Raw genomic sequence first — 26,149 nt, forward strand, 5'->3', positions numbered from 1 at the left:
GGATCTTGCCGGGCAGTCAAACTGCTTGCGGTGGCTCGGGATCCAGCAGGCTGTCGATTTCGGTTTCATTCCAGACGGCGATGCCATTTCGTTCCAGCAGGCTGGCGGCTACGCCCTGTCCATCGCGCAGCGTGGCTGAAAAACTGCCGTCGTAAATCCGGCGGTTGCCGCAGGAGGGGCTGTTGGCTTTGAGCAGTGCCTGGGCGCAGCCATGCTGCAGGGCCGCATTCAGGGTGCGCTCCGCGCCGGCGATGAAGGCGGCGCTGACGTCATCGCCGTCTGCGCTCTGGATGCGAGCCACGCCGGCCAAGGCATCGCCGCCGTTTCCTCCGACAATCTCGGCGGCGGGCCTGGGGGTGGGTAGCCCGCCCAGGCATTCCGGACAGACGGGAATCAGGTCGAAGCGTTGCCTCAAGGTTGTCCATCGCGGGCTGGACAACGGTTTGGATTGGCCATCGTAGCGCACAGGCTGTCCCAGCAGGCAGGCGCTGACCAGCAGCGTCGGTTTTGTCATTGCAGTCTCGTTTCCAGCAAGTCCGCCAATTGTTGCACGGCGGGGCGCATCGCGTGGTCGGCGATGCCGGCGTAGCCCAATACCAGTCCGTTGCGGTAGGGCGTGTCCAGAAAATGGCGGGCCAGCGGGCGCAGCCACAGCTGGCGCTCCGCCGCAGCCGCTTGCAGTTCCCACTCATCGAAACCATCCGGCAGTTCCGCCAGCAGATGCATGCCGGCATCGCCGCCATGCAGGGGAAGGGCCGAGCCGAGGCGTTGTTCCAATGCGTGCCGTAGCAGTTGCTGACGCCGCTGGTACAGCTCGCGCATATGCCGGATATGGCGGGCGAAGTGGCCTTGCTCGATGAAGTCGGCCACCGCGGCCTGCTGGAGGTAACTGCCCTCGCCTTGCAGCCTGGCCTGGCAGCGGCGGTAGGGATCGACCAACTCGGCCGGCAGCACCAGGTAGGCTAGCTTCAGCCCGGGGAACATTACTTTGCTGAAGGTGCCGACATAGATCACGCGGCCGTCTTGATCCAGGCTTTGCAGCGCGGCCAGCGGTGCCGAGGCGTAGCAGAATTCGCCATCGTAATCATCCTCCACGATCCAGCTGTCGTGGCGGCGGGCCTGCGCCAGCAGCTCCAGCCGTCGCGGCAGGCTCATCACCGCGCCGGTCGGGTACTGGTGGGCGGGCGTGGCATAGATGAGTCGCGGCGGGTCGGCTGCCGGATCCGGCAACAGCCCCTGCGAATCAACGCGGATGGCCTGGCAGCGCAGGCCCGCGGCCAGCATGGCGGCCTGCGCTCCGGTATAGCCGGGCTCTTCTATCCAGGCGGTGTCTCCGGGCTCGGCCAGCAGCTGGGCCAGCAAGGTCAGCGCGCTTTGGGCACCGGGAACGATGACGACCTGTTCCGATTGGCAGCGGACCGATCGCGTCAAATGCAGGTATTGGCTGAGGATGGCGCGCAACTCGGGCAATCCGCCTTGATGCTGATAGTGCAGCCATGCCAGCGGCGCGCTCCGTTGCCGCCGGCTCAAGCATTGTTGCCATTGCTTGTGGGGAAAGAGCCCCAGTTCGGGCTGGCCCGGCACGAAGGCGCCGAGCTTGCGGGCAGGCAAACGGCTGGCATTGGCCAGGGCTTGGCCGCGGAGGGAAAGCTGGCGCGGGAGCGTATCGGCGTGGGCGGGTTGGGGCGCTGCGTCGCCGAAGGCGTCGCAGACATAGGTGCCCGATCCGTGACGGCTTTCCAGATAGCCTTCGGCCGCAAGCTGATCATAGGCGGAAAGCACGGTATTGCGGCCTAGCCGCAGCGTCTGCGCCAGCGCGCGGCTGGCGGGCAGCGCGCTGCCGCCGGCCAGCCGGCGCAAGCGTATCAATTCGCGCAGCTGTCGATAGAGCTGGCGCGACAAATGCTCGGGGCCATTGCGCGTCAGCCGGGGCTGCAGGTAATCGACTATCCAATCGTTGCTCAAAGTGGTTCCATTGAATTGGCTTAAGTGGAGCTTTTCTGGTGATGACTTTGAACTTAGCATAACAGTATTCCATGCACGCAGAAGGACAGGCTCCATGATCAGCCAACAGGAGTTTTACGAAGCCAAGCTGGCTTACGAGATCGATGCCGCCGATGTGGCGCAAGCGCTGGCGGAAGGTGGCCGCTCGCTGCTTCTGATCGATACCCGCAGCGCCGAAGCATTCGGCCATGAAACCATCCCCGGCGCGCTCAGCCATCCGCACCGGCTGATGACGATGGAAAGCACCGCCGACCTGCCGCGGGATATCACGCTGGTGGCGTTCTGTGACGGCATCGGTTGCAACGGCTCGACCAAGGGTGCGCTGAAGCTGGCGAAGCTGGGATTCAAGGTGAAGGAGCTGCAGGGCGGCCTGGATTGGTGGAGGCGCGACGGCTACGCCACCACCCGCGATGCGGGTTGCGGCAAGGAGGTGTGCGATGCGTGCTGATTGGGATGCGCTGGCGCAGCCGGCGGAAGCGAACGCGAATGGCCAGATGGTAGGCATGCCGGTTGAGTGGGAGGGGGCGCGGCATCCGCCGCGCAGCCTGTTGGCTGGACGCTATTGCCGGGTGGAGCCGTTGAGCCTGGGGCGCCATGGCGCGCAGTTGTTCGACGAGCTGCATCGGATGCCGGGCGGCGCGAACTGGACCTATCTCAGCCACGGCCCGTTTTTCCGTTTGGAAGACTGGCAGCAATGGGTGGCGGCGAACGAGGCGCTAGACGACCCGCAGTTCTACGCGATCGTCGACGCGCGCGACGACGCGGCGATCGGCCTGTGCAGCTATCTGCGCATCGCGCCGGCTGATGGCAGCATCGAGGTGGGTTTTCTCAATTTTTCGCCTCGCCTGCAGCGCAGCCGGCTGGCCACCGAGGCGATGTATCTGATGATGCGCAATGCGTTCGAGCTTGGCTACCGCCGTTACGAATGGAAATGCGACGCGCAGAACGCGCCGTCGGTGCAGGCCGCCTTGCGTTTGGGCTTCACCTTCGAAGGTCTGTTCCGTCAGGCCCGCGTCAACAAGGGGCGCAACCGGGATACGGCCTGGTTTTCCATCCTGGACCATGAGTGGCCGGCGCGCCGGGTGGCGCTTGAAGCCTGGCTGCATGAGGGCAACTTCGATGCCGGCGGCCGGCAACGGACCAGTTTGGCGAGGATTGTTGCGGCGCGGTAGTAAATCGCGCGGCAGGCTTCAAGCCAGAGGATGGCGGCGCTACAATAGGTGCTTGTAAACGTAGATAGTGTCGCCTGATGAAATCCCTGCCGCGCAATGCCCGTATTCGGGGCGAACCCTACCTGCCCAACCGCTTCATTTTCGGCGATGCCGTTGACGAGCAGGGTTTGGAGGGCGCCGAGTACCTGATGCATACCGAATCTCCCGCCTTTGTCTGCCGCCTGGTGGGCAATGACGATACCGACTTCCCTGGCCGCGAACGCGATGGCCTCGCGAGCGCGATGCTGTATGACGAGGAGGAAAGCCTCACCATCTATGTCTGCAATCTGCGTTTGAGGCTATTCGACTTCAATTTCTACGACGAAATCGAGCCCAGCGTCGGCGAGCTGCAGGATATCTGTGACGAGGCGATGCGCGTCTACCAGCGCTTGCACAAGGCCTATGCCGATCGCGACGCGGCCGGTCCGGAGCCGCGCGAAATGCGCATCGGGCCGACCAAGCCGCTGCCGCCGGCGGAGCGGCAGCTGGCGGTAGGCAAGCTGGCGGAGCAGGCGCGCCAGGCGGTAGGCAAGCCGATGGAGGGCGCGCAGTTGGCGGCAGCGGTGCAAATGGCGTTGTTGGCCGGCGACCAAGCGGTGTTCACCGAGGCGCAGCTGTCATTGGGGGCGGAGCCGGCGGCGCGCCAGCTGCTGGTGAACAGCGCGCGCGACGCGGTGGCCTTTCCCGAGGTGATGCGCAAGGATGGCAATGTGATGTCGTTCGAGCTGTGGGCGCTGCCGTTCGCGTTTTCCCGCAGCCAGGGCGGCGTCTGGTGGCACTTCCCGCGGTTGGAATCGCTGGAGGTGGCGCTGGCCGACGCGCTGGAGGTGCCGGAAAAATCCATTCTGTGGATTTCGCCGACGCTGTTCACCGTGGACATGCTGAATGAGCGCGCCTGCCAGGACCTGGTGCAACTGGCGCCGGTGATGGATGCCGGCTGCGATTTCGCGCCGTTGGACCCGGAATCGTCGCGCGCCACTTTCGACGCGGCGCGCAAGACGGTCGAGCCGCAGTTGGTGATGAGCTGGATCCCCTTCCTGGTGGAACGCGGCGCCCTACCGCCGGAACGAGCGCGCCGCCTGGCGCGCCGCGCGCTGGACGCATCGATGCCGCTGGTTCAGCAGGCGGTCGCCGCCGAGATGGAATACGGCGAGGCCGAGCTGTTCGCACCGCTGCCGTGGTGGGAGGCGCTGTCCAGCGGCATGCGCGCCTGGAACCGCAAGCGGCTGGGCATATCGGTGGCCTTGCTGGCGACCAGCCAGGGCGGCATCGAGAAGCTGGAGGCGGTGGCGGAATACCAGCCGGAGATCCAGGGCTACGAAGTGGGCCTGAGGCTGAAGGGCAGCGATGAAGTCGCCGCCCGCGTGCCGTGGCTGGTGGTGCCGGATGTGGCGCCCGATCGCGACGCGTGCTGGCGCGATCTGGCCGATTGCCTGAAAGAGGCGGGCATTCCGCTGTCGCAAAGCGTGGCGCGGCTGCATTGAGCGGCGGGTTGCGAAAAACAGAAAGGGGCCATTGGCCCCTTTTTCTTTTGTCCGGCTACTTCTGCCAGTAGGTTTTGACGTTGACGAATTCGTACAGGCCGAATTCGGACAGCTCGCGGCCATAGCCGGAGGCCTTGACGCCGCCGAAGGGTAGCCGCAGATCGGAACTGGTGTGGCGGTTGACGAATACGCTGCCGGCTTCGATCTGGCGGGCCAACGTCCAGGCGCGGTCATTGTCGGCGCTGTAGATGCTGGCGCCCAGGCCAAACGGGGTGTCGTTGGCCAGTCGAATCGCGTCGGCCTCATCCGCGGCGCGCAGGATGCCGGCCACCGGGCCGAACACTTCTTCGTGGTAGATGCGGCAGCTGGGATTGACGCGGTCCAGCACGGTGGCGGGATAGTAGAAGCCCGGCGTGTGAGGCATCTGTCCGCCCAGCTTCAGTTCGGCGCCGTGGTGGCAGGCGTCCAGCACCTGGGCGTGCAGCGCTTCCCTCAGGTCGGCCCGGGTCAATGGCGACAAGGTGGTGGCCGGATCGCGCGGATCGCCGGCGCGCAGCTTGGCCGCCTCGGCGCAGAAGGCGCTGACGAAGGCATCGGCGATTTCAGGTACCACGATCATCCGCTTGGCGGCGTTGCAGCTCTGGCCGGCGTCTCGGAAGCGGGAATTGGCAGCGTCGCGCGCGGCGGCCTGGACGTCGGCGTCGGCTAGCACGATGAAGGGGTTGCTGCCGCCCAGTTCGAGCACGGTTTTCTTCAGGTGCCGGCCGGCCAGCGAGGCGATCACGCGTCCGGTCTGGGTGGAGCCGGTGAAGGCGACGGCGTCGCATTGGCGGATCGCCTCTTCCACCAGCTCGGTTTCGATCCAGGCCATGTCCAGGACATGGATGCCGGCTTGCCGGACGATGTCCAGCAGCAACTGGCTGCATTGCGGAACCGACGGCGCCGGCTTAACCAAGCAGGCATTGCCCGACATCAGCGCAGGGATCGCAAAGCGGAGCACCTGCCATACCGGATAGTTCCAGGGCATGACCGCGAGCACCAGGCCCAGAGGCTCGAAGGCTACGCCGCTGCGGCTGGCCTGGGTGGGGATGTTCAGCGACCGCAGCAGTTCCGGCGCCAGTTCCGCGTAATAGCGAATCAGTTGCGCGGACTTGTCTATCTCCGCGAGGCACTCCGGCGTGCGTTTGCCCACCTCCAGCGTCACCAGATCCGCCAGCGCTTCACGTTGCTGGGACAGCAGGTCCGCCAGGCGCAGCAGCGCCGCGGCGCGTTGCTCCACTCCTTGGGCGGCCCAGCCGCTTTGAGCGGTTCGCAACTGTCGCAGGCTTTGTTCCAGGGCCGGCATGTTCCAGGAGGAACGGGTGAAGCAGACTTCGCCGGAAGAGGGATTGCAACTGGTGAAGGCGGTCATGATCAGAGGAGGGCAAAGACCTTAATGTAACAAAAAATCATGGATGGGATGACGATTTGGGTTGGATTTGATTGTGGTTTCTGCGCATTCGCTAGACAAAATTCCATCAAATTTTCCTGTCCTATTTGTCAGATTCAGTTATTTCGGTCTGGTCTTACATTTCTCCTGCCTATACGAACCAATAATAGGAGGTTGAAATGAAAGAATTTTTTCCGCTGAGTCAAGATGGACTGGTACTGGAATGGGCGAATACCGAATCCAGGATGAAACAGCTGTGGGCATTCCGACACAGGATCTTTCGCGAGCAGCTGCAGTGGGTGCCTTTATGCGAGGATGGCTTCGATAGGGACGCGTACGATGACTTTTCTGACAATCTGATGTTGTCTCGCGGGGGCCAGGTTGTCGGCGCGATACGCCTGACGACGGGGGACCATCCTTTCATGCTGGAGGTGGAGTTCTCGCGATTGCTGGCGCCTGGCGAGCGAATAGGCAAGGGATGCGAGTATTCGGAAATCACCCGTCTGGCGGTGGACCGGAGCGTGCTTGGCGCGCGCGAATCCATCATGGCGGCCAGGCTGTTGTACTTGGGGGCGTGGCTCTGGTCGCAAGTACGCGGCGTGCGCTGGATGTATTTCGTGGTGGAGCCGGTGTTTTACCGGCGATTGGTTATGATGGGCTTCCCCATCGTACCCGTGGGCATCCCCCGCCCTCTGGATGGCGGGGTGATGTCTATGACTGGTCTGCTGGACTGGGGGCAGGCGAAAACGGAGCTTATCCGTTCACTAAATCGCGGGGTGTCATCGCCAAGTGCATGCCAAGAACTATGGCATGAGTACGATTATTCGCATTGAGCTTGCGGATCACGTTAGCGACGTGAAACTTCACCGTCCTCTCGCTGATGTTGAGGATGGTGGCGATTTCCCAGTTGGTCTTGCCGCGGCTCATCCAGTGGAAGATGTCGTATTCCCGTTGCGACAGCGGCATATTGCTGGGAGAAGCTGGCGGCAGATTCGCGATGCGGACCGCGGCTTGGTGCAGGTGGGGCGTCAGGCAATTCAGCATGGCAACCAGCGCCGCGTTGCGGCTGGGTTCCTTGCCGCCGAGAGATAGGATGCTGCCGACGTTGTTGCGGTCGGACGCCGCGCTGAAGGTGATTCCGCTGGCCATGCCGTTGCTGGAGGCTTCAGCGATGAAGCGTTTTTCCTCCGCGCCCTTGGCGCGGCTGAAGCGCTCCTCCCAGATCACCGGCCCCTGGCCCAGATGGATGCGCATGATCGGGTCGTGCTGGGCGAAGTTTTCCTGAGAGTACTGGTCGAGCCAGTCAGACGGGTAGCTGACGTTCAGCACCTTTTCCATGCGCTGGATCTGGTTCTGGTTGTTCAGGCGGCCGAGGACCAGAATGATGCGGTCCGACGGGGCCTGGGTCAGGATGTTGTCCAGGAAGGCCTTGAGCTCGCCTTCGGTTTCGATGTGCCCGGCCATGTGAATCCACTCCAGCAATGTCCATTGCTGCGACGCGGTGAGTCCGGCCGGGAGCGGTCTTGCATTGATGGGTTTTGAAGTCACCATGAGCGGGTCTTCCTTGTTCTTGGTTCTGTGTGCCGCAGATAGTACCCCACATGCTTGTTGCATGTAAGACCCTGCGGATTTGAATTCATATGAATTGTTGCTTTTTCGTCATTGAGTATACCAAATTTGTAAGAGCATGAATCCTAGGAAAATTACTGATAATTCATCATTTTGTTTGTCATAACGGCATTCGTTACAAATAGAAACATGCCGGGAGGGGAAAAGAATTTGACTTTTTTATAATTGTAAAAACGATGAAATTGATTTGCATCTGCGATGACAAGGGCATGATTTGTCTGCAAATAATGCTTTGCTTATATTTATTTTGCAAGATGCGCCTGACGTTGCGATGAGTGAGGATGTCGCATTTTACCTTCACTTCAATGTCATAAATTGTAAGCAATGACTAATAAATTCTGGCAAGCGAACGCTTTAAAGCGCATAATTGGATCGCATAAAATAATTGATAAGCCAGCGGTGCCCGTTCGAGGACGCGGCTGTCAAACATCGGGGATGTAGGGTAGGCAGTCGACGCGGCCAAAGTGGTGGATAGTATATGAGATTAAACTATATTCTTTAATATCATGCAGAATTGATGTAAGCTGTTTTAATAAATAGCTTCAATTCTGTGAACGATCCGACTGCTCGCCAGACCAATCAATCAGGCAAAACAGCATGGATCGCTTCAGGAATCGCCCCGCTTATGGATACCTTAAAAGCACTCATGGTCTTCATGACCACAGCCGAGAACGGCAGTTTTTCCGATGCCGCGCGCAAGCTCGGCGTCTCGCCGGCCGCGATCAGCCAGAGCATTGCCCGCTTGGAGCAGGAACTGGAGGTGCGGTTGTTCAATCGCACTACCCGCCAGTTGACTTTGACCGAAGACGGCCGGCGCTTCTACGCGCAGTGCCGCGGTCCGGTCAACAATCTGGATTCGGCGATCAACCAGTTGAAAGCCAGCCGCGACGAGCCGGCCGGCCATCTGCGCGTCAGCATGCCCAACTCCTTTGGCCGCCGCTTCATCTTGCCCATCATGGGAGAGTTTTGCGAACGCTACCCCAAGATCAGGGTGTTCTTCGGCCTGGATGACCATTTCAGCGATTTGATCGAGGATGGCTACGATGTCGGCGTCCGTACCGGCATGATGCCGGACAGCCGCATGGTGGCGCGCAATCTGGCGCAGATGCCTCTGTACGTGGTGGCCTCTCCCGAATATTGGGACCGCCACGGCCGGCCGTCCGCTCCCGAGGAGCTGAGCGGCTACGATTGCATCAACTTCCAGTTTCCGACTTCCGGTCGCCTGTTCAAGTGGGAGTTCGACCGCAAGGGCGAGCGCATTCCGCTGGAGGTGAACGGCACCTATACACTGAACGACATGGAGGCGGTGGCCGAACTGGCTCGTCTGGGCATGGGCGTCGCGCAGCTGCCGGGCCACGAGGTGGTGCACCTGATCCGCAGCGGCGAGCTGGAGCCGGTGCTGACCGACATGGTGTCGCTGGAGCGTTCCATCTACATTTGCTTCCCGCACCGCGACCATATCGCGCCGCGTACCCGCGTTTTCGTCGATTACGTGGTGGAGAAGCTGGCGGACCATCCGGACATCATGGCGGATCTGCCGGGATTGGACCTGTCGGCCAAGCGCAGCGCTTTGCAACAGAGCGTGGGCGTGCTCTGAGCAGCCTTTCCCCATGCGAAGAAAACCGGCGCCGCGGCGCCGGTTTTTTCATGGAAGCGTGGCGGGGGAATGGTTTTCTCCCACCACTTGGTCCCGGCCTGCTTGCTTGGCGGCGTACAGGCAGATGTCGGCGCGGTGGACCAGGCTGTCTGGCGTGTCGTCGTCGGCCAGGGTCGCCACGCCTATGCTGGCGGTGACGCGGAGCGCCGGATCGAAGTCGGTTTCGCGCAGCAGCTGGCTGATGCTTTCGGCCAGCGCCAGCGCGCCGTCCTGCTCGGTTTCCGGGCAGACGATGATGAATTCCTCTCCGCCCCAGCGGGCGATGGTGTCCAGCTGGCGCGCCCGCTGGCGCAGCACCTGGCCGAAGCGCTGCAGTACCTTGTCGCCGACCAGATGGCCATGGCTGTCGTTGATGTGCTTGAAGTGGTCGAGATCGATCAGCAGAACCGAGTAGCGGCGGCCCGAGCGGCAGCTGCGCTCGGTTTCTCGCTGCAGCGCCTGGTTGGCGCGCCGGCGGTTGGCCAGGCCGGTGATGTCGTCTCGCTCGGCCTGGCGGCGCAGCGCTTTCAGCAGCTGGCGAGCTTCCCGCAGCCGGCGGATGGCGAACCAGGTCATGGACAGCGCCAGCGTGAAGCTGAGCAGCAGCACCTCGTCCAGTTGCGAGGCCGGGTGCTGGTGCAGCCAGATGTCCAGCTTTTCGAACAGATCCCAGTGAATGAACAGCAGATAGCAGCCCAGATTGAGCAGCAGGATCAGGGTCAGTTCCTTGCGTATGCGGCGGGCGCTGAACGGCCAGGGATTCATGGTGCCCCTGCGTGGGTGGCGGACTATTTTCTTGCTAGCCCATCCCGCAGGCCGGGGCAAGCGGTCGCTCAGGCCGCCATCATTCGCGCCAGCGGCGTCTGGCTCCAGTCCACGCTGTCCAGCAGGTTCTTGATGATCAGGCCCAGCTCGGTATCGCCTTCAATGGAGAGCTTGCGCTGGAAGAACAGCGTGTCCGGGTCTTCCTCGCGCAGCATCATGCGGGCGAAGTCGCAGCCGTTGGCTGCCAGGCGCAAATCAGGCTCGCCGCGGCTGGCGACGAAGGCGTCGCCGCTGGCGGCGAAGCCCAGCCGCAATCCGGCATCCTTGACGTGAACCTCGAAGCGTTTGCCGTCCAGCAGCGCCATGTCCACCGGCAGCACGCCGCGTTTCTTCAGCAGATTCAGGGCGGCGGCCAGCAGCCGGCTGGGCGGCGCGGAGGGCAGCCGCGACAACAGCCGGGCGCCGGCGGCGGGGAAGGTCAATTCTGGAACGCGCATCAGTGGGTCTCCTCCAGCGCTTGGATGCCGGCCTGGCCGCGCCAGTAACCGTCTACGAGTTCGCCAGGGGCCTGGGCGCGCAGGCCGTCCAGCAGCGAGCCGGAGCCGTCTTGACCATCCAGCCGCTGGCGGAAGGCCTGAACTACGGCTTCGGTGCCTTGCGCCTGCGGACTGATCCGCGCCCGGTGCGCGCCGGCGGCGTGCAGCTCTTCCAGGCGCGGCAGCAGCGCGTGGCAGCCGTCGGACATGGTCTGGATGCCGTTGATGGCGAGGAAGGGCTGTCCTTCGCGAGTGTCCAGCCTGAGGCCGTCTGGATGCTCCAGGCAGCGGAACTGGCAATCGTCCTTGTTCAGGTTGTAATGGCGGGCGGTGAAGCAGCGCGAGGACAGCGCCAGCGGCAACCGTCCCCAGGCGAACACTTCGGTATCGATCTCCAGCTGCTGGCCGCGGGCGGCTTCCAGCAGCGCGGCCAACGTGTCGCGGCCCATTTCCACCGGCGGCAGCCAGCGGTAGGCGCCCAGGCGGCGCATCAGCGCCAGCGTGTCGGCGTTGTAAATGTTCAGATGGGCGCCGGCGACGAAGGGCAGCTTCTTTTCATTGGCCAGCCGCACCGCGCCGAGGTCGTTGGCCTCGATCGCCAGCTGGCCGTTGTCGGCCATCTTGCGCAGCCGCTTGAGATCGGACTCGCTCTCGATCAGCGCCTGGCAGGACAGCACCACCTCGCGGCCGGTCGAGGCGAGATCGGCGGCCAGCGAAATCCAGTCCTGGCTGCGCAGCTGCTGGCGGCGGCCGCATACCACTTCGCCCAGGTACAGCGTATCCAGCGGCCACTCGGCGGCTTCGGCGTAAAAGCGGAGGATGTCGTCGCGGCTCCAGAAGAACAGCACCGGACCGAGCGACAGTTTCATGGGAATGGGATTCATGCGGGTATCCATGCGGCGGCTCATTTCCATGGCCGGTCATAGGCGCCCAGCGTCTGCTGGCGTCCTTCGGCCACCTTGTTCAGCGCCTGTTGCCAGGCAGGCAGCACCATGAAGCGGTGCCGCTCGCGGCCGGCGGCGTCCAGCGCCTCGCGCAGCGCCCTCGTCACCTGGGCGACGTAGGCCGGGCTGCGCTGGCGGCCTTCGATCTTGATCGCGGCCACGCCCATGTCCAGCAACTGCGGCAGCACCGCCAGCACATTGAGGCTGGTGGGCTCCTCCAGTGCGTAATAGGTATCGCCCTGCACGTCGAAGCGGCCCTTGCACAGCGTTGGGTAGCCGGCGGGCTGGTCCAGGCCGTATTGGTCGATCAGGATGCCGGACAGGCGCGCGTCCAGGCTGGACGGCGTGTTCTGCCACTGCACGTACTTGGCCGGCGAGCAGACGCCGTGGCTGTTCGGCGATTCGCCGGTGGCGTAGCTGGACAGCAGGCAGCGGCCCTCCACCATCACGCACAGGCTGCCGAAGCCGAATACTTCTATTTCTACCGGGCTTTGCTCGATCACTTTCTTGACCTGCTCCAGGGTCAGCACGCGCGGCAGCACCGCGCGGCGCACGCCGAACAGCTCATGGGCGAGGCGGATCGCCTCGTGGTTGGTGGCCGAGCCCTGCACCGACAGATGCAGCCGCAGCGCGGGATGGCGGCGGCTGGCGTAGTCGAGCAGGCCCAGGTCGGCCAGGATCACGGCGTCGACGCCGAGGTCGGCGGCCTGGTCCACCGCCCGGCGCCAGCGGCTGATGTCGCCGCCCTGGGCGTAGGTGTTGATCGCCATCAGCACCTGGCGGCCGCGGTCATGCGCGTAGCGGATGCCGACGCCGGCGGTGTGTTCGTCGAAATTGAGGCCGGCGAAGTTGCGGGCGTTGGTGTCGTTTTTCAGGCCGAAGTAGACGGTGTCGGCGCCATGGTCGACGGCGGCCTTGAGCGCGGGCAGGCTGCCCGCCGGGCACACCAGTTCCGGCAGTTGCTGACTGGCTGGCATCGGATAATCACGGGTAGGGGAAATGCGGGGACAGTAGCAGATGGGCGTCCGGCCGCCCTTGTTTTGGGTCAAGGAGCGCCGGGCGCGCTATTTCGGAGCGGTCAGGCTCAGGGTGAGGCTTTCGCCCTCGCTATCGGTCCAGTTCACGTCCACCCGGGCGGTGGGGCCGCTATCGTTGCCGCGGCAGCGGAACCGGGCCAGGGTGCCGCTGGCGGCGGCCGGCGCGTAACTGCCCTGGCGGCAGTCGGCGGGCTTGCCGGTTTTCCGCTGCTCCAGCGCCGCCTGGGCCAGATTGGTGGCGGTGTTGTAATCGTTGGCGGCGATCTGACTGTGCAGCAGCTGGGTTTCCAGCCGCAGCAGGCCCAGCGCGCCGACGGCCAGCACCAAGAGGCTGATCATCATTTCCAGCAAGGTGAAACCGCGCGGGGCTCGGGTCTTCATGTGTCCATCCAGCTGTAGGGCAGCGCTTTGAAACTGCTGCCGCCGTTCTGGCCGCCGCCGCTGTCGGGCGGGGCGTCCGGCCGGAACGAGTCGGGCAGTCCGCGCAGGTCTATCGTGGTGCTGGCACCCCATTGGTGCGGCCGCGCGCCCTGGCCGCCGGACTGGGCCAGCGCGCTGACGTAGCCGTGTATCGTGGTGCTGCCGCTGGAAAACAGCTGGTTGCCGGCCCAGACATTGCCGAACACCCGGCTGGACGAGCCCAGCGTGATGTCGCCGCCATGGAAGCGCTTGTCGACGTAGCCGCCGGCCAGCAACACCGCGTTGCCCACCGGCCGGCCCTTGAGCGCGCCGCCGCGGCAGTCGTCTTCCGGATAGAGGCTGGGGAAGTCGACATTGGCGCAGATGCCGATCGCGCCGGCGTAATTGACCGCGTAGCTGACGTGCTGGCCGCTGGTGGCGATGTTGCCGCTGGCGATGAAGGTGTTGTGGTAGGTGCCGTTGCCAACCTCCAGGTCGCCGTCGAACCACAACACGCCGGGCGCGAAGGTGACGCCGTCCAGCTTCCATTGGCCTGGGCGGCCGCCGGCGAAGCAGTCGTTCTGCGGGGAATGCCCCTTGCAGATCAGCGTCGCCGGCGCGCGGCAGACGCCGCTGGCGTCGGCGGTTCTGCACAAGTAGTTGGGCAGCCGGTTGTCCGGGTCCCGGCCCAGCCGGTATTCGCCGTCGGCCAGGCCGTGGACCTTGCGCACCGTCACCCGCACGCCGCCGTCGGCGGCATGGGTGAACACGTAGTGGGCCTGGCCGCGGTAGTCGTAGGCGTCCAGGCGCGGACGTTTCACTTCCAGCGGCGGCAACGGCTGCAGATTCAGTTTCAGGCCGGGCTGGAACGCGATGCGGATGTCGGGATTGCCCGCGTTGTAGCTGGCGGCGCCGGCGACGGTGGCGGCGATGGGCGCGCCCCAGCCCTGCACGCTCAGGTGGCCTTCGGCGCGCAGCGCGTCCAGCGCGCCGATCTGGCGGATGTCGACCTTGCCCTCTGCATCCAGCTGGCCAAAGCGGGCGCCGCCCATCGCGATGTCCACGTCGCCCTTCACCTCGGCCCGAGCCACTGCCGGCGCGACGCTCGGGCTGTTGAGGAAGGCGGCCTTGCCGTTGACCCGCGCCAGCGCGCCGATCGCCGCGTCGCCGCGCAGCGTCAGGTTGCCGAGCGCCTTCACCGTCTGGTAGCGGCCGTTTCCCAGTTCGATATTGCCGTTGGAGTACAGGGTATTGATGGTTTGCGATCCGGTGACGATGATGTCGCCGGTGCTTTGCAGGGTGGCGATGCCGTCTACCGAGCCGCTCAGCGTCACCGCGCCGTCCACCGTCATTTCCACCGGCTTGTCGCCGATCAGGTTGATGGCGCCGCTCAGCTCCAGGTTGCCGACCAGGGTCAGCGCGCTGCTCGATCCGCCCTGGTTGCCGCTCTGGAGGAAGTCCCGCTGCACGGTGACGCGATGGCCGTCGTAGTTGCCGGTGCTGCGCAGCCGCATCCGGTCCGGGGGGATAGCCTGCTGTGTGAGCCAGAAGCGGTCGTTATCCGCCGGGAGTGGCTGGCCGTTTGCCAGCGCCTGGCTGCCTTGGCGCAGGCCCTCCTCGGCGTTGTCCAGCGCCTGGTGGTAGCGATGCTGGTTTTGCGCGTTGGCGTGGATCAGCACCAGTTGGCGCGAGGCCGCCAGCAACACCAGGCTGGCGATCGCCAGCAGCGTCAGCACCGCGAACAGCGTGGCGAGCCCGGCGTGGCGGCGGCTCATCTTGCCGCCACTTTGGGGTGATTGCGCAGCGTCACGCTGGTGTGGATGTCCAGCTTTTCCTCCTCCGTGCCGTTGGCGGCGCGGGCGCTGACGCCGATGCCGATCGCGTCGCCGCCGGCTTCCGGGCTGAAGCGCAGCGCGTCGACGACGCCGATGCCGGGTTTGCTCAGGTCGTCCCAGCCGCTGTTGGCGGAGCAGCTCCAGCCGGCCTTGTCGCTGCTGCGCCGCTGGATGCGCTGCCCTTCCAGGCGGAAGGCGAAATAACGGCGCTCGGGCGCGGCGGAGGGCGTGGTTGGATTATCGTAGCCGTAGAGCAGGCAGCTTCCGTCTCGCTCGATGAACAGTTCGCGGTAGGGATTGTCTTCCTCCGCGCCGGAACCGTTCCAGAAGCCGGCGCGGCGAAGATCCATTGCGATCAGCGATAGCGACGCGTCCATCATCGCGCCCAGCTGCGCCTGGCGGCGTTCGCGGCTTTGCTCTCCCAGCAGGCTGACCAGCAGGCCGGACACCACCAGCAGCAGCAGCAGGCCTATGGTCATGCTGATCAACAGCTCCAGCAGGCTGATGCCGCGCGCCGGTCTCATGGACATCTGGCCTCGTCGACGATGACCAGGCCGGTGGGCAGCAACTGCAGATCCGCCGGCCGGCAGCCGGAGCGGCTGAGCCGCAGCCGCAGTCCGCCGATCATGGCGCCGCCAGGGGTTTCCGGCAGGCCGCGCAGCGGCGTGAAAACCAGCTGCAGCGGCAGCGGATCGGCCATGTCCAGCGCGATGCCGGCATGCTCGGCGCTGCCGACGCACAGCAAGTCGCGGGCGGTGTCGCATGGATCCTTCGCATCGCTCTCCGATACCCGCAGCAGCCAAGCGGCGCCGTCGCGGCGGAAGGTCACCCAGATCTTTTTCTGCCGGGTGGCGGCGCTCTTGCGCGCCAGCTGCAGCCCGCGGTCGATGTCGTCCAGCGCGCCCTGCAACTGCTGGCGGGCGATCCAGCGACCCAGCGCCGGCAGCGCCTGGGTCAGCAGGATCAGGGCCAGGGCCAGCACCACCAGCAGCTCGATCAGGGTGACGCCTCGCTGCGCGCCGCGCATCATCGTCCCCAGCAGGCGGGCGGCGTCAGGCTGACGGTCTGCTGCCGCTGGGTGAGCGTGATGGTCTGGCAATCGCGGTCCCCGGCCTGGGCGCCGCCGGGCTTGGCCGTGGCCTGGACGTAGAAGTCGGACGCGGGCTTGCTGCCGGTTCCGGTTTCCAGCTGGTAATGCTTTTGGGCGCTGACGCCGCTGGCGTAGGGCGTTTTCAGGTCCGCCAGTCGCGAGGCGTATTCGGCGTGAAAGCCCCGATAGCGTATTTGCGCCTGCTGCAACTGGTACAAGGCGTCCAGCGCGTCGCTGCGGCGGCTGCGCTGCATGTGGCTCTGGTAGGAGGTAATGGCGATGCCCGCCAGGATGGCCACCACCGCCAGCGCGATCAACAGCTCCAGCAGCGAAAAACCGCGGGTTCGGAGGGAGGCGGGAAGGTCGCTGATCATCTGGCGGCGGACTCCGGGGGCAGGGACGGGATAAAGGGCTGCATCGCGCGTCCCTACTGTGTCCTAGAAGCCGCGGCCGGCGCAGTCAAGCCGGCGGGACCGATCAGAGCAGCGGCATGACCAGTTTGGTTTTGGCCACCAGCACGATGTAGATCACCGCGAGCAAGGCGGCGATGAAGGCCGCCGCGCGGCGCCGCGGCGTGGAGCCGCGCAGCGCGATGGTGCCCAGGGCCACGTAGGCGACCAGGCCGGCGATCTTGGCTAGCAGCCAGGGGCTCTGCAGAATGGGCCAGCCGCCCATCACCACCAGCGCGATGGCACAGGCCAGCAGCAGGGTGTCGATCACGTGCGGCAGAATGCGCAGCGGCTTGTTCTGCAGCAAGTGGCCGCGGCCGCCCAGCACCAGCGCGCCGCGGGCGGCGAACAGCAGGATGGACAGATAGGCGAAGCCCATGTGGGCGTGCTTGACGATCAGATAGGGATACATGGCGGTCCGACGGTTGAGGCGCGCAGCGCGCCGATGCCGGCCATGGTACACGGCGCGGCCGGCGTTTTGTAGCGAGCGCGGGGCGGCGCGGCGGGGCGGAAAAACGAAATGTCATCATCATCGGCGTATTGAATGTCATCCGCGCGGGGCGGGCATTGATGGGCGTCAATCGCCGCCGGTTCCCCGGCCGGCCGCCGCGCGATGCTACAATCCGGCCATATCCGCATCCAGGCGCGCGCACTCCATTCCATGCTGTTTCTTTATCAATCCAATCGTCTCGAGCAACTGGGCGAGCTGTTCTGCGGCATGACCCAGGCGATGCCGCTGGCCGATCCGTTCGCGGCGGAGACCGTGATCGTGCAAAGCCGCGGCATGGGGCGCTGGATCACGCTGGACGTGGCGCGCAAGGCCGGCATCGCCGCCAATATCGATTTCGCGCTGCCGGCGGCCTTCGCCTGGCGGCTGATGCAGCTGGTGATGCCGGATCTGCCGCGCAAGTCGGCCTTCGTGCCCGAGGTGCTGGCCTGGCGGCTGCTGGCGCTGCTGCCGACGCTGGAGGGCGAGCCGTTCGGTCCGGTGCTGCATTACCTGGAAGGCGGCGAGGCCGCGGCTTTCGAGCTGGCCGGCAAGATCGCCGACATCTTCGACCAGTACCTGGTGTTCCGCCCGGACTGGATCCGCGCCTGGGAGGCCGACGAGCTATTGGGCCTGGGCGAGGACGAGGCCTGGCAGGCCGCGTTGTGGCGGCAGCTGGCCGAAAGCGATCCGGGCCGTCACCGGGTGCGGATGCTGGACCAGTTTTTCTCCGAGCTGAAACCCGAGCACCTGCCGCCGAGGGTGACGCTGTTCGGCATCGCCAGCCTGGCGCCGATGTATCTGGCGCTGGTCAAGCGCCTGGCCGAACTGACCGACGTCTGCCTGTTCACGCTGAACCCGTGCGAGGCCTACTGGGGCGACATCGTCGACGCGCGCCGGATGCTGAAGCTCAGGCAAGCCGGCGACCTGTTCGCCACCCAGGGCCATCCCTTGCTGTCGTCGCTGGGCAAGCAGGGGCGCGACTTTTTCGAGCTGATCGCCGAGGACGCCGAACTGGACGCCAAGCCGCTGTTCGCCGCGCCCAAGGGCGCCAGCCTGCTGGCCCGGCTGCAGCGCGACATCCTGGAGCTCAACGATCCATCGCAATTGCCGCGGCCTTCCGACCCGGCCGACGATTCGGTGGAGGTGCACGCCTGCCATGGCCCGATGCGCGAGCTGGAGGCGTTGAAGGACCGGCTGCTGGCGATGTTCGCCGCCGACCCCAAGCTCAGCCCGGCCGACGTGGCGGTGCTGACGCCGGACATCAACGCCTACGCCCCGTACATCGACGCGGTGTTCGGCCGCCGCGACGACGCGCCCAATATCCCGTACAGCATCGCTGACCGCCGCGTCGAGCGCGAGCAGCCGCTGCTGTCTACTTTCGCCGCCGCCTTGAAGCTGGCCGATTCCCGCTTCGCCGCCGACGAAGTGCTGGCGCTGCTGGATTGCCCGGCGCTGCTGGCGCGCTTCGACCTGGCCGACGCCGACCTCGCCTTCATCCAGGACTGGGTGCGCGACGCCGGCATCCGCTGGGGGCGGGACGCCGCGCACAAGGCTTCGCTGGGCCTGCCGGCCGAAGCCGCCTACACCTGGCGCTGGGGGCTGGACCGCCTGCTGTTGGGCACCGTGCTGCCGCCGGCGCTGGCCGGGGACGACGCCGGACTGTTCGCCGGCCTGCTGCCGCACACCGCCGCCCAGGGCCAGCTGGGCGAGGCGCTGGCGCGTTTCGCCGATTTCTACGACGCGCTGGACGCGTTGGCCGGCGAATGGTCGACGCCGGCTTCGCCGCAGCAGTGGGCGCAGCGCTTCCACCTGGCTTGCGACAGCCTGTTCCTGGCCGATGGCGACGACGAGGCGGCGCTGGAGCTGCTGCGGGAAACCTTCGCCGAGCTGGCCGAAGACGCCGATCTAGCCGGCTTCGGCCAGCCGGTGGGCCTGGCGGTGGCGCGCGACTGGCTGCTGCGCAAGCTGTCGCTGTCGTCGGCGCAGGGCTTCCTGTCCGGCGGCGTGACCTTCTGCGCGATGGTGCCGATGCGCTCGATACCGTTCCAGGCGCTGTGCCTGGTAGGCATGAACGACGGCGCCTATCCGCGCGACGAGCGGCCGGTCAGCTTCGACCTGGTGGCGCGCAATCCGCGCCGCGGCGACCGTTCGCGCCGCTTCGACGACCGCTACTTGTTCTTGGAGGCCATCCTGTCCGCCCGCGGCCGGCTGTATCTCTCTTATGTCGGCCAGTCGGCGCGCAGCGGCGAGCCCTTGCCGCCGTCGCCGCTGGTGTCGGAGCTGCTGGACACGCTGTCGGCGATGTGCGGCGAGGATATGGCGGCGCGGCTGACGCTGCGCCATCCGCTGCAGCCGTTCTCGCCCAAATCGTTCGACGGCGGCGACGCGCGGCTGGCCAGCTTCGAGCCGGCTTTCGCCGCCGCGCTGGCCGCGCCGGCTGCCGAACCCGCTCCTTTCGTCGCGCCGCTGCCGGACGAGGCGGCGGCGACGGTGGTCAATCTGCACGATTTCATCCGCTTTTGGCAGAACCCGGCGCGGGCCTGGCTGGCCGACCGGCTGGCGCTGCGCGTCGCCTACCGCGACGAGGCGCAGCCGGCGCGGGAGCCGTTCGCGATGGAGCGCGACGCCAGCCACGCGCTGCGCCGCCAGCTGGTGGAGGCGATGCTGCACCGCAAGCCGTCGGCGCCGGTGCGGCAGCGGGTGGCCGCCGCCGGCTTGCTGCCCTGCGGGGAGCTGGGCCAGGCCTGGCTGCAGGAGGAGGGCCGGGCCAGCGCACGGCTGGCCGGCCGCTTGCCGCGCGCGCTGGGCGAAGAGACGCTGCCGCCGCAGCCAGTGCACCTGGACATCGCCGGCTTCACGCTGGTGGGCGAGCTGTACGGCCTGCGGCCCGAGGGCCGGCTGGATTTCATCGTCGGCAAACTGAACGCCGCCCAGCGCGTCGCGCTGTGGCTGAGCCATCTGATCCTGTGCGCGGCCCGGCCGGCGGGCGTGGTTCCGCACAGCGCCTGCTACGACGATGCCGGCAGCACGCTGCTTAACGAGGAGATCGACGCCGCCGGCCTGCTGGCGCCGTGGCTGGTCCGCTGGAAGCAGGGCCAGGCCCAGCCCTTGCCGTTTTTCGGCCGCACCAGCTGGGCCTACGCCGAAGCGCTGGCCAAAGCGCCCGAAAACCGCGAAAAAGCTTTGGCCGCCGCCTGGCAGAAGTGGGAGCCCAATTTCATCCTCGGCGACGGCATCGCGCAGAAGGACGAGCCGGCGATCGCGCTGGCCTTCCGCCACCAGTCGCCGTTGGAAGATCCATTGTTCGTCCAGCTGGCGGAGACGCTGCTGCTGCCATTGGCCGAGCGCCTGCTGGGAGGCGAGGCATGAACGCGCCGCAGGCGCTGGACGCGCTGAACTGCCCGCTGGCGGGCGTCAACCTGATCGAGGCCTCGGCCGGCACCGGCAAGACCTGGACCATCGCCGCGCTGTTCGCCCGGCTGCTGCTGGAAGAGCGCGCCGGCGCGCCGCCGCCGGCCATCGAACAAATACTGGTGGTCACCTACACCAAGGCCGCCACCGCCGAGCTGCGCGAGCGGCTGCGCCGGCGGCTGGCCGAGATGCTGGCGCTGCTGGACGGCAAGGCCGACGGCGACGACTTCCTGCAGGCGCTGGCCGCGCGTTTTCCCGAAGGCCCGGCGCGCGACGTGGCCCGGCAGCGGCTGACCGCCGCGGTCAACGGCTTCGACGCCGCCGCCATCTACACCATCCACGGTTTCTGCCAGCGGGTGCTGACCGACGCCGCCTTCGAGAGCGGCCAGACCTTCCAGGCCGAACTGGTCGAGGACGACGCCGCGCGGCTAGCCGAGATCGTCGACGATTTCTGGCGCCGCCGCATCGTCGCCGCGCCCTTGCTGGCCCAGGTGCTGGTGGAGCGGGGCGAGACGCCGGACGCCTGGCTGGCCGAGATCCGTCCCTATCTGTCCAAACCCTATCTCAAGCTGCGCGCGCCGGACGCGGTCAGGCTGGAAACGGCGCAGCGGCTGGCTTTCGAGCGCTGGCAGGTGCTGGCCGGGGAGTCGGCGCTGGTGGAAGAGGGCTTGGCGCTGTTTCTCGCCCATCCCGGCTTCAAGGCCAATATCTACCGGCCGGACACCATGGCGCGTATCGCCGACAATCTGCGCGGCTGGTTGGCCCTGCCCGACGCGCCGCCGGAGCTGGACAGCGACAGCCGCAAGCTGTTGGATAAGCTGCGGCCGGAGATGCTGGCCAAGGGCATGAAGAAGGGCTGCGATGCGCCGGCCCACCCCTTGTTCGAACGGATGGAGGCCTGGCTTGCCGCTTGGGACGTCTATATGGACCAGGTGGCCAACTCGCTGGCCGGGCTGAAGCTGGAGCTGATCGCCTGGGCCAACGAAGAGCTGGCGCGGCGGCGCGGCGTCGAGCGCAGCCGCAGCTTCGACGATCTGCTGACCGATCTGGGCGCGGCGCTGGCGCATCCGGAAACCGGCCCCTTATTGGCGGCGCAGGTGGCGGACAGCTTCTCCGTGGCGCTGATCGACGAATTCCAGGACACCGATCCCACCCAGTACCGGATCTTCCGCCGCTGCTTCGTCGAGGAGGCGCGGCCGGTGTTCCTGGTCGGCGATCCGAAACAGGCGATCTACAGCTTCCGCGGCGCCGACATCTTCGCCTACCTGGCGGCCCGCCACGACGCCGAGCGCCAGTACACGCTGGACACCAACCGCCGCTCCGACGAGCCGCTGGTGGCCACCGTCAACGCGCTGTTCGGCCGCGAGCTGCCGTTTCTGCTCGACGGCATCGCCTACCAGCCGGTGGCGGCCAGTCCCTCGTCCGGCGGCCGGCTGGAGGTGGATGACGACCGCGCGCCGTTCAACGCGCAATGGATACAGGCCGGCGAAAAAGAATTGAGCAAGGAGGCGGCCGAGCAGGCCGCGGCCGAAGCCTGCGCCGACGAGGTCGCCCGGCTGCTGACGCTGGCGGAGGAGAACCGCGCCGCCATCGCCAAGGGCGACGCGCGGCGGCCGCTGGCCGGCGGCGACATCGCGGTGCTGGTGGCCACCCACAGCCAGGGCGACCGGGTGCGGACCGAGCTGCGCGCGCGCGGCGTGGCCAGCGTGGCGCTGACCCAGGAGAGCGTGTTCGCCAGCCGCGAGGCCGGCGAGCTGCTGGCGCTGCTGCACGCCTGGGCCGAGCCGGCCAACGAGGGCAGGCTCAGGCGCGCGCTGGCCACCGAGCTGGCCGGCCTCAACGCCGCGCGGATCAAGGCCGAACTGGAGGACGAGACGCGCTGGGAGCGCCAGCTGCTGAAGAACGCCGACGATCACCAGCGCTGGCGCGAGCGCGGCTTCATGGCCGCCTGGCGGCATTATTTCGCCCGCGAGCGCGCGGCGGAGCGGCTGCTGCCCTTGCCTGACGGCGAGCGGCGGCTGACCAATCTGGGCCACCTGGCCGAGCTGATCCAGCAGGAGAGCGAGGGCCGCCAGGGCATGGCGCCGCTGCTGTCCTGGTTTGCCGCCCGCGTCGCCGATCCGCCGCGAGGCGAGGACGCGGTGCTGCGGCTGGAGAGCGACGCCGCGCTGGTGAAGATCGTCACCGTGCACACCTCCAAGGGCCTGCAGTACCCGGTGGTGTTCTGCCCCTTTTTATGGAACGGCGCGCTGGAGCGGCGCGGCGCGGGCTTCTGGAGCTATCACGACGGCGACGAGCCATGGCTGGCGCCGGAGGCGGCCGCCGACGACGGCATCCGGCAGGCGGCGCGGAGCGAGATGCTGGCCGAAAAGCTGCGCCTGCTGTACGTGGCGCTGACCCGCGCCCAATACCGGCAGTACATCGCCTGGGGCTGGGTGCGGGAACTGAAGACCGCGGCGCTGTCCTGGCTGCTGCACGCGCCGGGCGCGCGCGACCTGGCGGCGCTGGACGCGCTGGAGCTGGACGGCGGGATGGTGGAGGCGCAGCTGCGGGCCTTTCTCGACCAGCGCGGCGACGCGGCGCGCTGGCTGGATGGCGAGGGGCGGCAGGCGCTGGCCGGCGGCCGCGATCCTGGCCGCGCCTACGCCGCGCGGCCGTTCGAGCGCAAGCTGTACACGCCGTGGAAGATCGCCAGCTTCACCTCGCTGACCCATGACGCCGGCAGCCATCTGGCCGAAGCGCCGGACCATGACCGCGTGGCGGCGTCGGCGCCGGCGGCCCCGCCGGAGGACCCGATCCGGAATCGCTTCAGCTTCCCGCGCGGCGCCAAGGCCGGCGTCTGCCTGCACGAGATTTTCGAGAACATCAGCTTCGGGGCCGGGGAAGACGACATCCAAGCGGCGGTGGCGCGCGCGCTGGCGCGGCACGGCTTCGGCGAGGAGTGGCTGGACGCCGGCTGCGAGCTGATTCTGGACGCGCTGAACGCCGAGATCGCCCCCGGCGCGCGGCTGCGCGACGTCGCCGACCACCAGCGGCTGATCGAGCTGGAGTTCACGCTGCCGGTGAAAAAGCTGGACGTGGCGGCGCTGATCGCCGCGCTGCAAAAGCCGGAGCATGGCCTGGCCGAGCCGTTCCGGCGCGCCGCCGGCGCGCTGGATTTCGCCAGCGTGCAGGGCTTTTTGAAAGGCTTCGTCGACCTGGTGTGCGAGGCGGACGGCCGCGTCTATTTGATCGACTACAAGTCCAACCATCTGGGCGACGCCTACGACGATTATCGCGACGACAGTCTGGTCCACGCGGTGGCGCGCGAGCATTATTACCTGCAGTACCTGATTTACCTGGTGGCGCTGCGGCGCTACTTCGCCGCGCGCGGCGCGGATTGGGACGGCCGCTTCGGCGGCGTGCGCTACCTGTTCCTGCGCGGCATGGGCGAGCCGGGCTGCGGCGTGTGGGCCGATGCGCCGGCCGCTGCGCTGCTGGACGCGCTGGACGCGCTGCTGGCGGGATCTGGAACCAAGAGAGGCCCTGGTAGTTCTACGCAGTGATGGCGACCGGGGATGGCAACTAAGCTAAGCAAGTGGATAAGGATGTGAAACATGTTTGAATCCGCCGAAATCGGCCACAGCATAGACAAAGACACTTTCCGCAAGATGATGCCGGCGCTGCGCGAGGCGCTGCTGGACGTGCAGTACGACTTGAAGGAAAAAGCCGATTTCCCGGTGCTGATCCTGATCCACGGTTTCGACGGCGCGGGCCGCGGCGAAACGATGAATTTGATCAACGAGTGGCTGGACCCGCGGCTGATCCACACCGTCGCCTTCGACAAGCCCAACGACGAGGCGCGCGCCCGGCCGTGGATGTGGCGCTATTGGAACGAGCTGCCCGCCACCGGCCGCATCGGCATGTTCTTCGGTTCCTATTATTCCGATACCTTGTTCGAGCGGGTGTTCAACCGCAGCGACCGCGACGCCTTCGACCGGCAGATTTTCGACATCCTGCGCTTCGAGCGCATGCTGACGCTGGACGGGGCGGTGGTGTTGAAGTTCTGGTTCCATCTGAGCCGGGACAAGCAGAAGCAGCGGCTGAAGATGCTGGAGCAGGACCCGGCCACCAACTGGCGCGTGACCAAGACCGACTGGGAGCACTATGAGCGCTACGACAAGATACGCAAGTACGGCGAGCACATGCTCAGGCTGACCAATACCGCGCACGCGCCGTGGATCGTCATCGACGGCGAGGACGCCAACTACCGCAGCCTGACGGTGGCCAACACCATACTGGAGGCGATACGCAACCGCCTGGGCCAGCCGATGCTGAGCACCGACCGCGTCGAGGCGCCGCCGCTGCTGGCGCCGATAGACAACAAGCTGGTGCTGGACACGCTGGAGCTGGAGCAGAAGCTGGGCAAGGCCAGCTACCAGAAAAAACTGGACCAGCTGCAGGGGCGGCTGAACAAGCTGACCCGCGATCCGCGCTTCGGCAACCACTCGCTGGTGCTGGCGTTCGAGGGCAACGACGCGGCCGGCAAGGGCGGCAGCATCCGCCGCATCACCCAGGCGCTGGATGCCCGCCGCTACCGGGTGGTGCCGGTGGCCGCGCCGACGCAGGAGGAAAAGGCCAAGCCCTGGCTGTGGCGTTTCTGGCGGCATCTGCCGGGCAAGGGCGGCATCGCCATCTTCGACCGCAGCTGGTACGGCCGTGTGCTGGTGGAGAGGGTGGAGGGCTTCGCCGCCGAGGCCGACTGGATGCGCGCCTATTACGAGATCAACGACTTCGAGCACCAATTGACCGAGAACGGCGCCATCGTGCTGAAGTTCTGGCTGGCGATCAGCAAGGATGAGCAGCTGGCCCGCTTCAAGGGCCGGGAGGAGACGGGTTTCAAGCGTTTCAAGATCACCGACGAGGATTGGCGCAACCGCGACAAATGGGACCTCTACCGCCAGGCGGTCAGCGACATGGTGGACCGCACCAGCACCAGCAAGGTGCCGTGGACGCTGGTGGAGGCCAACAACAAGTATTTCGCGCGCATCAAGATACTGTCCACCATCTGCGATGCGCTGGAGGCCAGGCTGAGTGAATAGGCTGTGGTGGGGATTGATGCTGTTGCTGTGCCTGCCGGCGCTGGCCCAACCCACGCTTCGGGCCGGGCTGGCCAACGACAGCGGCGAATCGCTGCGCGCGAACGCCGACGATGGACTCTCGCTGGCCTACCGCGACGCGCTGGCCTTGATCGCCCGGCAAAGCGGCGTCCATTTCCAGCTCGACTACTATCCCTCGCAACGGCTGGAGCAGCTGTTCCAGGTGGGCAAGCTGGATGTCGAAGTCGGCGTCAACGCGTCATGGCGCGCGCTGTCTCCGGTGGCCGGCTTCTACACCCAGCCCATCGCCGACGCGGAGTTCGTGCTGTGCCTGCCGCCGGACAAGGGCAAGCGGCCCGCCACCCTGGCCTCGCTGAAGGGCGGCACCATAGGCACGCTGCTGGGCCAGCGCTTCCCGTCGCTGGAGAGCGCGTTCGCCAGCCGCAAGCTGCTGCGAGACGGATCGGCCAACGAGGACGAAATGCTGGACAAGCTGCGCCAGGGCCGGGTCCAGGCCGTGGTGCTGGAGCGCCGCCGCGCGCAATACTGGAGCCGGCGCGACGAAGGCGGCCGCTGCCTGCCGGGCGAGTCGCTCGGCAGCCTGCCGGTGGCATTGCGGCTGCATCCGCGCTATCGGGACCTGCTGCCAGGCCTGAACCAGGCTATCCAGCAACTGCATGATCAAGGCCGTCTGCGGCCGCTGTTCGCCCGCCATTGAGCGC

General features: G+C 66.4%; 23 protein-coding genes. 9 read left to right on the plus strand and 14 right to left on the minus strand.

Features of this window, described 5'->3' with window-relative positions:
* Window positions 1-16: 16 nt before the first annotated feature.
* Together BKX93_RS17000 and pdxR are read right to left on the minus strand one after the other, a co-directional pair.
* Window positions 17-514, minus strand: coding sequence for a 2-thiouracil desulfurase family protein (locus BKX93_RS17000; protein WP_046158790.1), 498 nt, complete (start codon window positions 512-514; stop codon window positions 17-19).
* Window positions 511-1,965, minus strand: a complete 1,455-nt coding sequence (gene pdxR / locus BKX93_RS17005; protein ID WP_070980685.1) for a MocR-like pyridoxine biosynthesis transcription factor PdxR — start codon at window positions 1,963-1,965, stop codon at window positions 511-513. The genes BKX93_RS17000 and pdxR overlap by 4 nt, the downstream gene beginning before the upstream one ends.
* Before the next feature lie 94 nt (window positions 1,966-2,059).
* Here pdxR and BKX93_RS17010 point away from each other — a divergent pair, with 94 nt between their 5' ends.
* The 3 genes from BKX93_RS17010 to BKX93_RS17020 all read left to right on the plus strand — a co-directional run bounded on the left by BKX93_RS17010 (window position 2,060) and on the right by BKX93_RS17020 (window position 4,699).
* Entirely contained in the window at window positions 2,060-2,452 is a 393-nt protein-coding gene (locus BKX93_RS17010; protein ID WP_046158792.1) for a rhodanese-like domain-containing protein, read from the plus strand.
* A complete protein-coding gene (locus BKX93_RS17015; protein ID WP_046168781.1) occupies window positions 2,442-3,176 on the plus strand; it encodes a GNAT family N-acetyltransferase in 735 nt (244 codons plus the stop codon). The genes BKX93_RS17010 and BKX93_RS17015 overlap by 11 nt, the downstream gene beginning before the upstream one ends.
* Window positions 3,177-3,253: 77 nt before the next feature.
* On the plus strand, window positions 3,254-4,699 hold the full coding sequence (locus BKX93_RS17020) for a hypothetical protein (RefSeq protein ID WP_046158794.1): 1,446 nt from the start codon (window positions 3,254-3,256) through the stop codon (window positions 4,697-4,699).
* A 55-nt stretch (window positions 4,700-4,754) separates the two neighbouring features.
* Here BKX93_RS17020 and BKX93_RS17025 read toward each other — a convergent pair whose 3' ends face one another.
* Window positions 4,755-6,110 (minus strand): aldehyde dehydrogenase family protein, encoded by a 1,356-nt coding sequence (locus BKX93_RS17025; RefSeq protein ID WP_046158795.1) that lies wholly within the window; start codon window positions 6,108-6,110, stop codon window positions 4,755-4,757.
* Window positions 6,111-6,307: 197 nt separating this feature from the next.
* On the opposite strand from BKX93_RS17025, the gene BKX93_RS24120 reads away from it, so the two are divergent.
* Window positions 6,308-6,961: an acyl-homoserine-lactone synthase gene (locus BKX93_RS24120; RefSeq protein WP_082107354.1), complete on the plus strand. Its 654-nt coding sequence runs from the start codon at window positions 6,308-6,310 to the stop codon at window positions 6,959-6,961.
* Here BKX93_RS24120 and BKX93_RS17030 read toward each other — a convergent pair.
* Window positions 6,882-7,742 (minus strand): LuxR family transcriptional regulator, encoded by an 861-nt coding sequence (locus BKX93_RS17030; protein WP_081665865.1) that lies wholly within the window; start codon window positions 7,740-7,742, stop codon window positions 6,882-6,884. The two genes, BKX93_RS24120 and BKX93_RS17030, sit on opposite strands and share 80 nt — an antisense overlap.
* Before the next feature lie 640 nt (window positions 7,743-8,382).
* On the opposite strand from BKX93_RS17030, the gene BKX93_RS17035 reads away from it, so the two are divergent.
* On the plus strand, window positions 8,383-9,354 hold the full coding sequence (locus BKX93_RS17035; protein ID WP_046158796.1) for a LysR family transcriptional regulator: 972 nt from the start codon (window positions 8,383-8,385) through the stop codon (window positions 9,352-9,354).
* A gap of 48 nt (window positions 9,355-9,402) precedes the next feature.
* On the opposite strand, the gene BKX93_RS17040 is transcribed toward BKX93_RS17035, so the two are convergent.
* From BKX93_RS17040 to BKX93_RS17085, 10 genes are all read right to left on the minus strand, one after another.
* Window positions 9,403-10,158: a GGDEF domain-containing protein gene (locus BKX93_RS17040; protein WP_052729441.1), complete on the minus strand. Its 756-nt coding sequence runs from the start codon at window positions 10,156-10,158 to the stop codon at window positions 9,403-9,405.
* 68 nt (window positions 10,159-10,226) lie between these two features.
* Entirely contained in the window at window positions 10,227-10,655 is a 429-nt protein-coding gene (gene ubiT, locus BKX93_RS17045) for a ubiquinone anaerobic biosynthesis accessory factor UbiT (RefSeq protein WP_021475639.1), read from the minus strand.
* Complete coding sequence (locus tag BKX93_RS17050) at window positions 10,655-11,578, minus strand: U32 family peptidase (RefSeq protein ID WP_070981878.1); 924 nt, start codon at window positions 11,576-11,578, stop codon at window positions 10,655-10,657. The genes ubiT and BKX93_RS17050 overlap by 1 nt, the downstream gene beginning before the upstream one ends.
* Before the next feature lie 20 nt (window positions 11,579-11,598).
* Window positions 11,599-12,615 (minus strand): ubiquinone anaerobic biosynthesis protein UbiU, encoded by a 1,017-nt coding sequence (gene ubiU, locus BKX93_RS17055; protein WP_046168780.1) that lies wholly within the window; start codon window positions 12,613-12,615, stop codon window positions 11,599-11,601.
* A gap of 87 nt (window positions 12,616-12,702) precedes the next feature.
* The gene (locus tag BKX93_RS25410; protein ID WP_046158798.1) at window positions 12,703-13,056 is read right to left on the minus strand and encodes a type IV pilus modification PilV family protein; all 354 of its coding nucleotides are present in this window, start codon (window positions 13,054-13,056) and stop codon (window positions 12,703-12,705) included.
* Window positions 13,053-14,849 (minus strand): DUF4097 family beta strand repeat-containing protein, encoded by a 1,797-nt coding sequence (locus BKX93_RS25415; RefSeq protein WP_070980687.1) that lies wholly within the window; start codon window positions 14,847-14,849, stop codon window positions 13,053-13,055. Before BKX93_RS25415 ends, BKX93_RS25410 begins: the two co-directional genes overlap by 4 nt.
* Window positions 14,846-15,439 carry a prepilin-type N-terminal cleavage/methylation domain-containing protein gene (locus tag BKX93_RS17070; protein WP_145929333.1) on the minus strand — a complete coding sequence of 198 codons (594 nt, stop codon included), beginning with the start codon at window positions 15,437-15,439 and terminating at the stop codon, window positions 14,846-14,848. Before BKX93_RS17070 ends, BKX93_RS25415 begins: the two co-directional genes overlap by 4 nt.
* Window positions 15,430-15,936, minus strand: coding sequence for a GspH/FimT family pseudopilin (locus BKX93_RS17075; RefSeq protein ID WP_186009433.1), 507 nt, complete (start codon window positions 15,934-15,936; stop codon window positions 15,430-15,432). Before BKX93_RS17075 ends, BKX93_RS17070 begins: the two co-directional genes overlap by 10 nt.
* On the minus strand, window positions 15,936-16,373 hold the full coding sequence (locus BKX93_RS17080) for a type IV pilin protein (protein WP_046168777.1): 438 nt from the start codon (window positions 16,371-16,373) through the stop codon (window positions 15,936-15,938). Before BKX93_RS17080 ends, BKX93_RS17075 begins: the two co-directional genes overlap by 1 nt.
* A 103-nt stretch (window positions 16,374-16,476) precedes the next feature.
* Window positions 16,477-16,860, minus strand: a complete 384-nt coding sequence (locus tag BKX93_RS17085) for a SirB2 family protein (RefSeq protein WP_046158802.1) — start codon at window positions 16,858-16,860, stop codon at window positions 16,477-16,479.
* Between the two features lie 249 nt (window positions 16,861-17,109).
* Between BKX93_RS17085 and recC the strand changes: the two genes are divergently transcribed.
* Genes recC through BKX93_RS17105 form a run of 4 tightly spaced genes read left to right on the plus strand, consistent with a single transcriptional unit; the run spans window position 17,110 to window position 26,145 of the window.
* Window positions 17,110-20,307 (plus strand): exodeoxyribonuclease V subunit gamma, encoded by a 3,198-nt coding sequence (gene recC / locus BKX93_RS17090; protein ID WP_070981880.1) that lies wholly within the window; start codon window positions 17,110-17,112, stop codon window positions 20,305-20,307.
* Complete coding sequence (recB, locus tag BKX93_RS17095; RefSeq protein ID WP_070980692.1) at window positions 20,304-23,894, plus strand: exodeoxyribonuclease V subunit beta; 3,591 nt, start codon at window positions 20,304-20,306, stop codon at window positions 23,892-23,894. Before recC ends, recB begins: the two co-directional genes overlap by 4 nt.
* Window positions 23,895-23,945: 51 nt before the next feature.
* Window positions 23,946-25,430 (plus strand): polyphosphate:AMP phosphotransferase, encoded by a 1,485-nt coding sequence (gene pap, locus BKX93_RS17100; protein ID WP_046156710.1) that lies wholly within the window; start codon window positions 23,946-23,948, stop codon window positions 25,428-25,430.
* Window positions 25,423-26,145 (plus strand): substrate-binding periplasmic protein, encoded by a 723-nt coding sequence (locus tag BKX93_RS17105; RefSeq protein ID WP_144408840.1) that lies wholly within the window; start codon window positions 25,423-25,425, stop codon window positions 26,143-26,145. Before pap ends, BKX93_RS17105 begins: the two co-directional genes overlap by 8 nt.
* Window positions 26,146-26,149 lie beyond the last annotated feature (4 nt).

The organism is Chromobacterium vaccinii (assembly GCF_001855275.1).
GTDB lineage: Bacteria > Pseudomonadota > Gammaproteobacteria > Burkholderiales > Chromobacteriaceae > Chromobacterium > Chromobacterium vaccinii.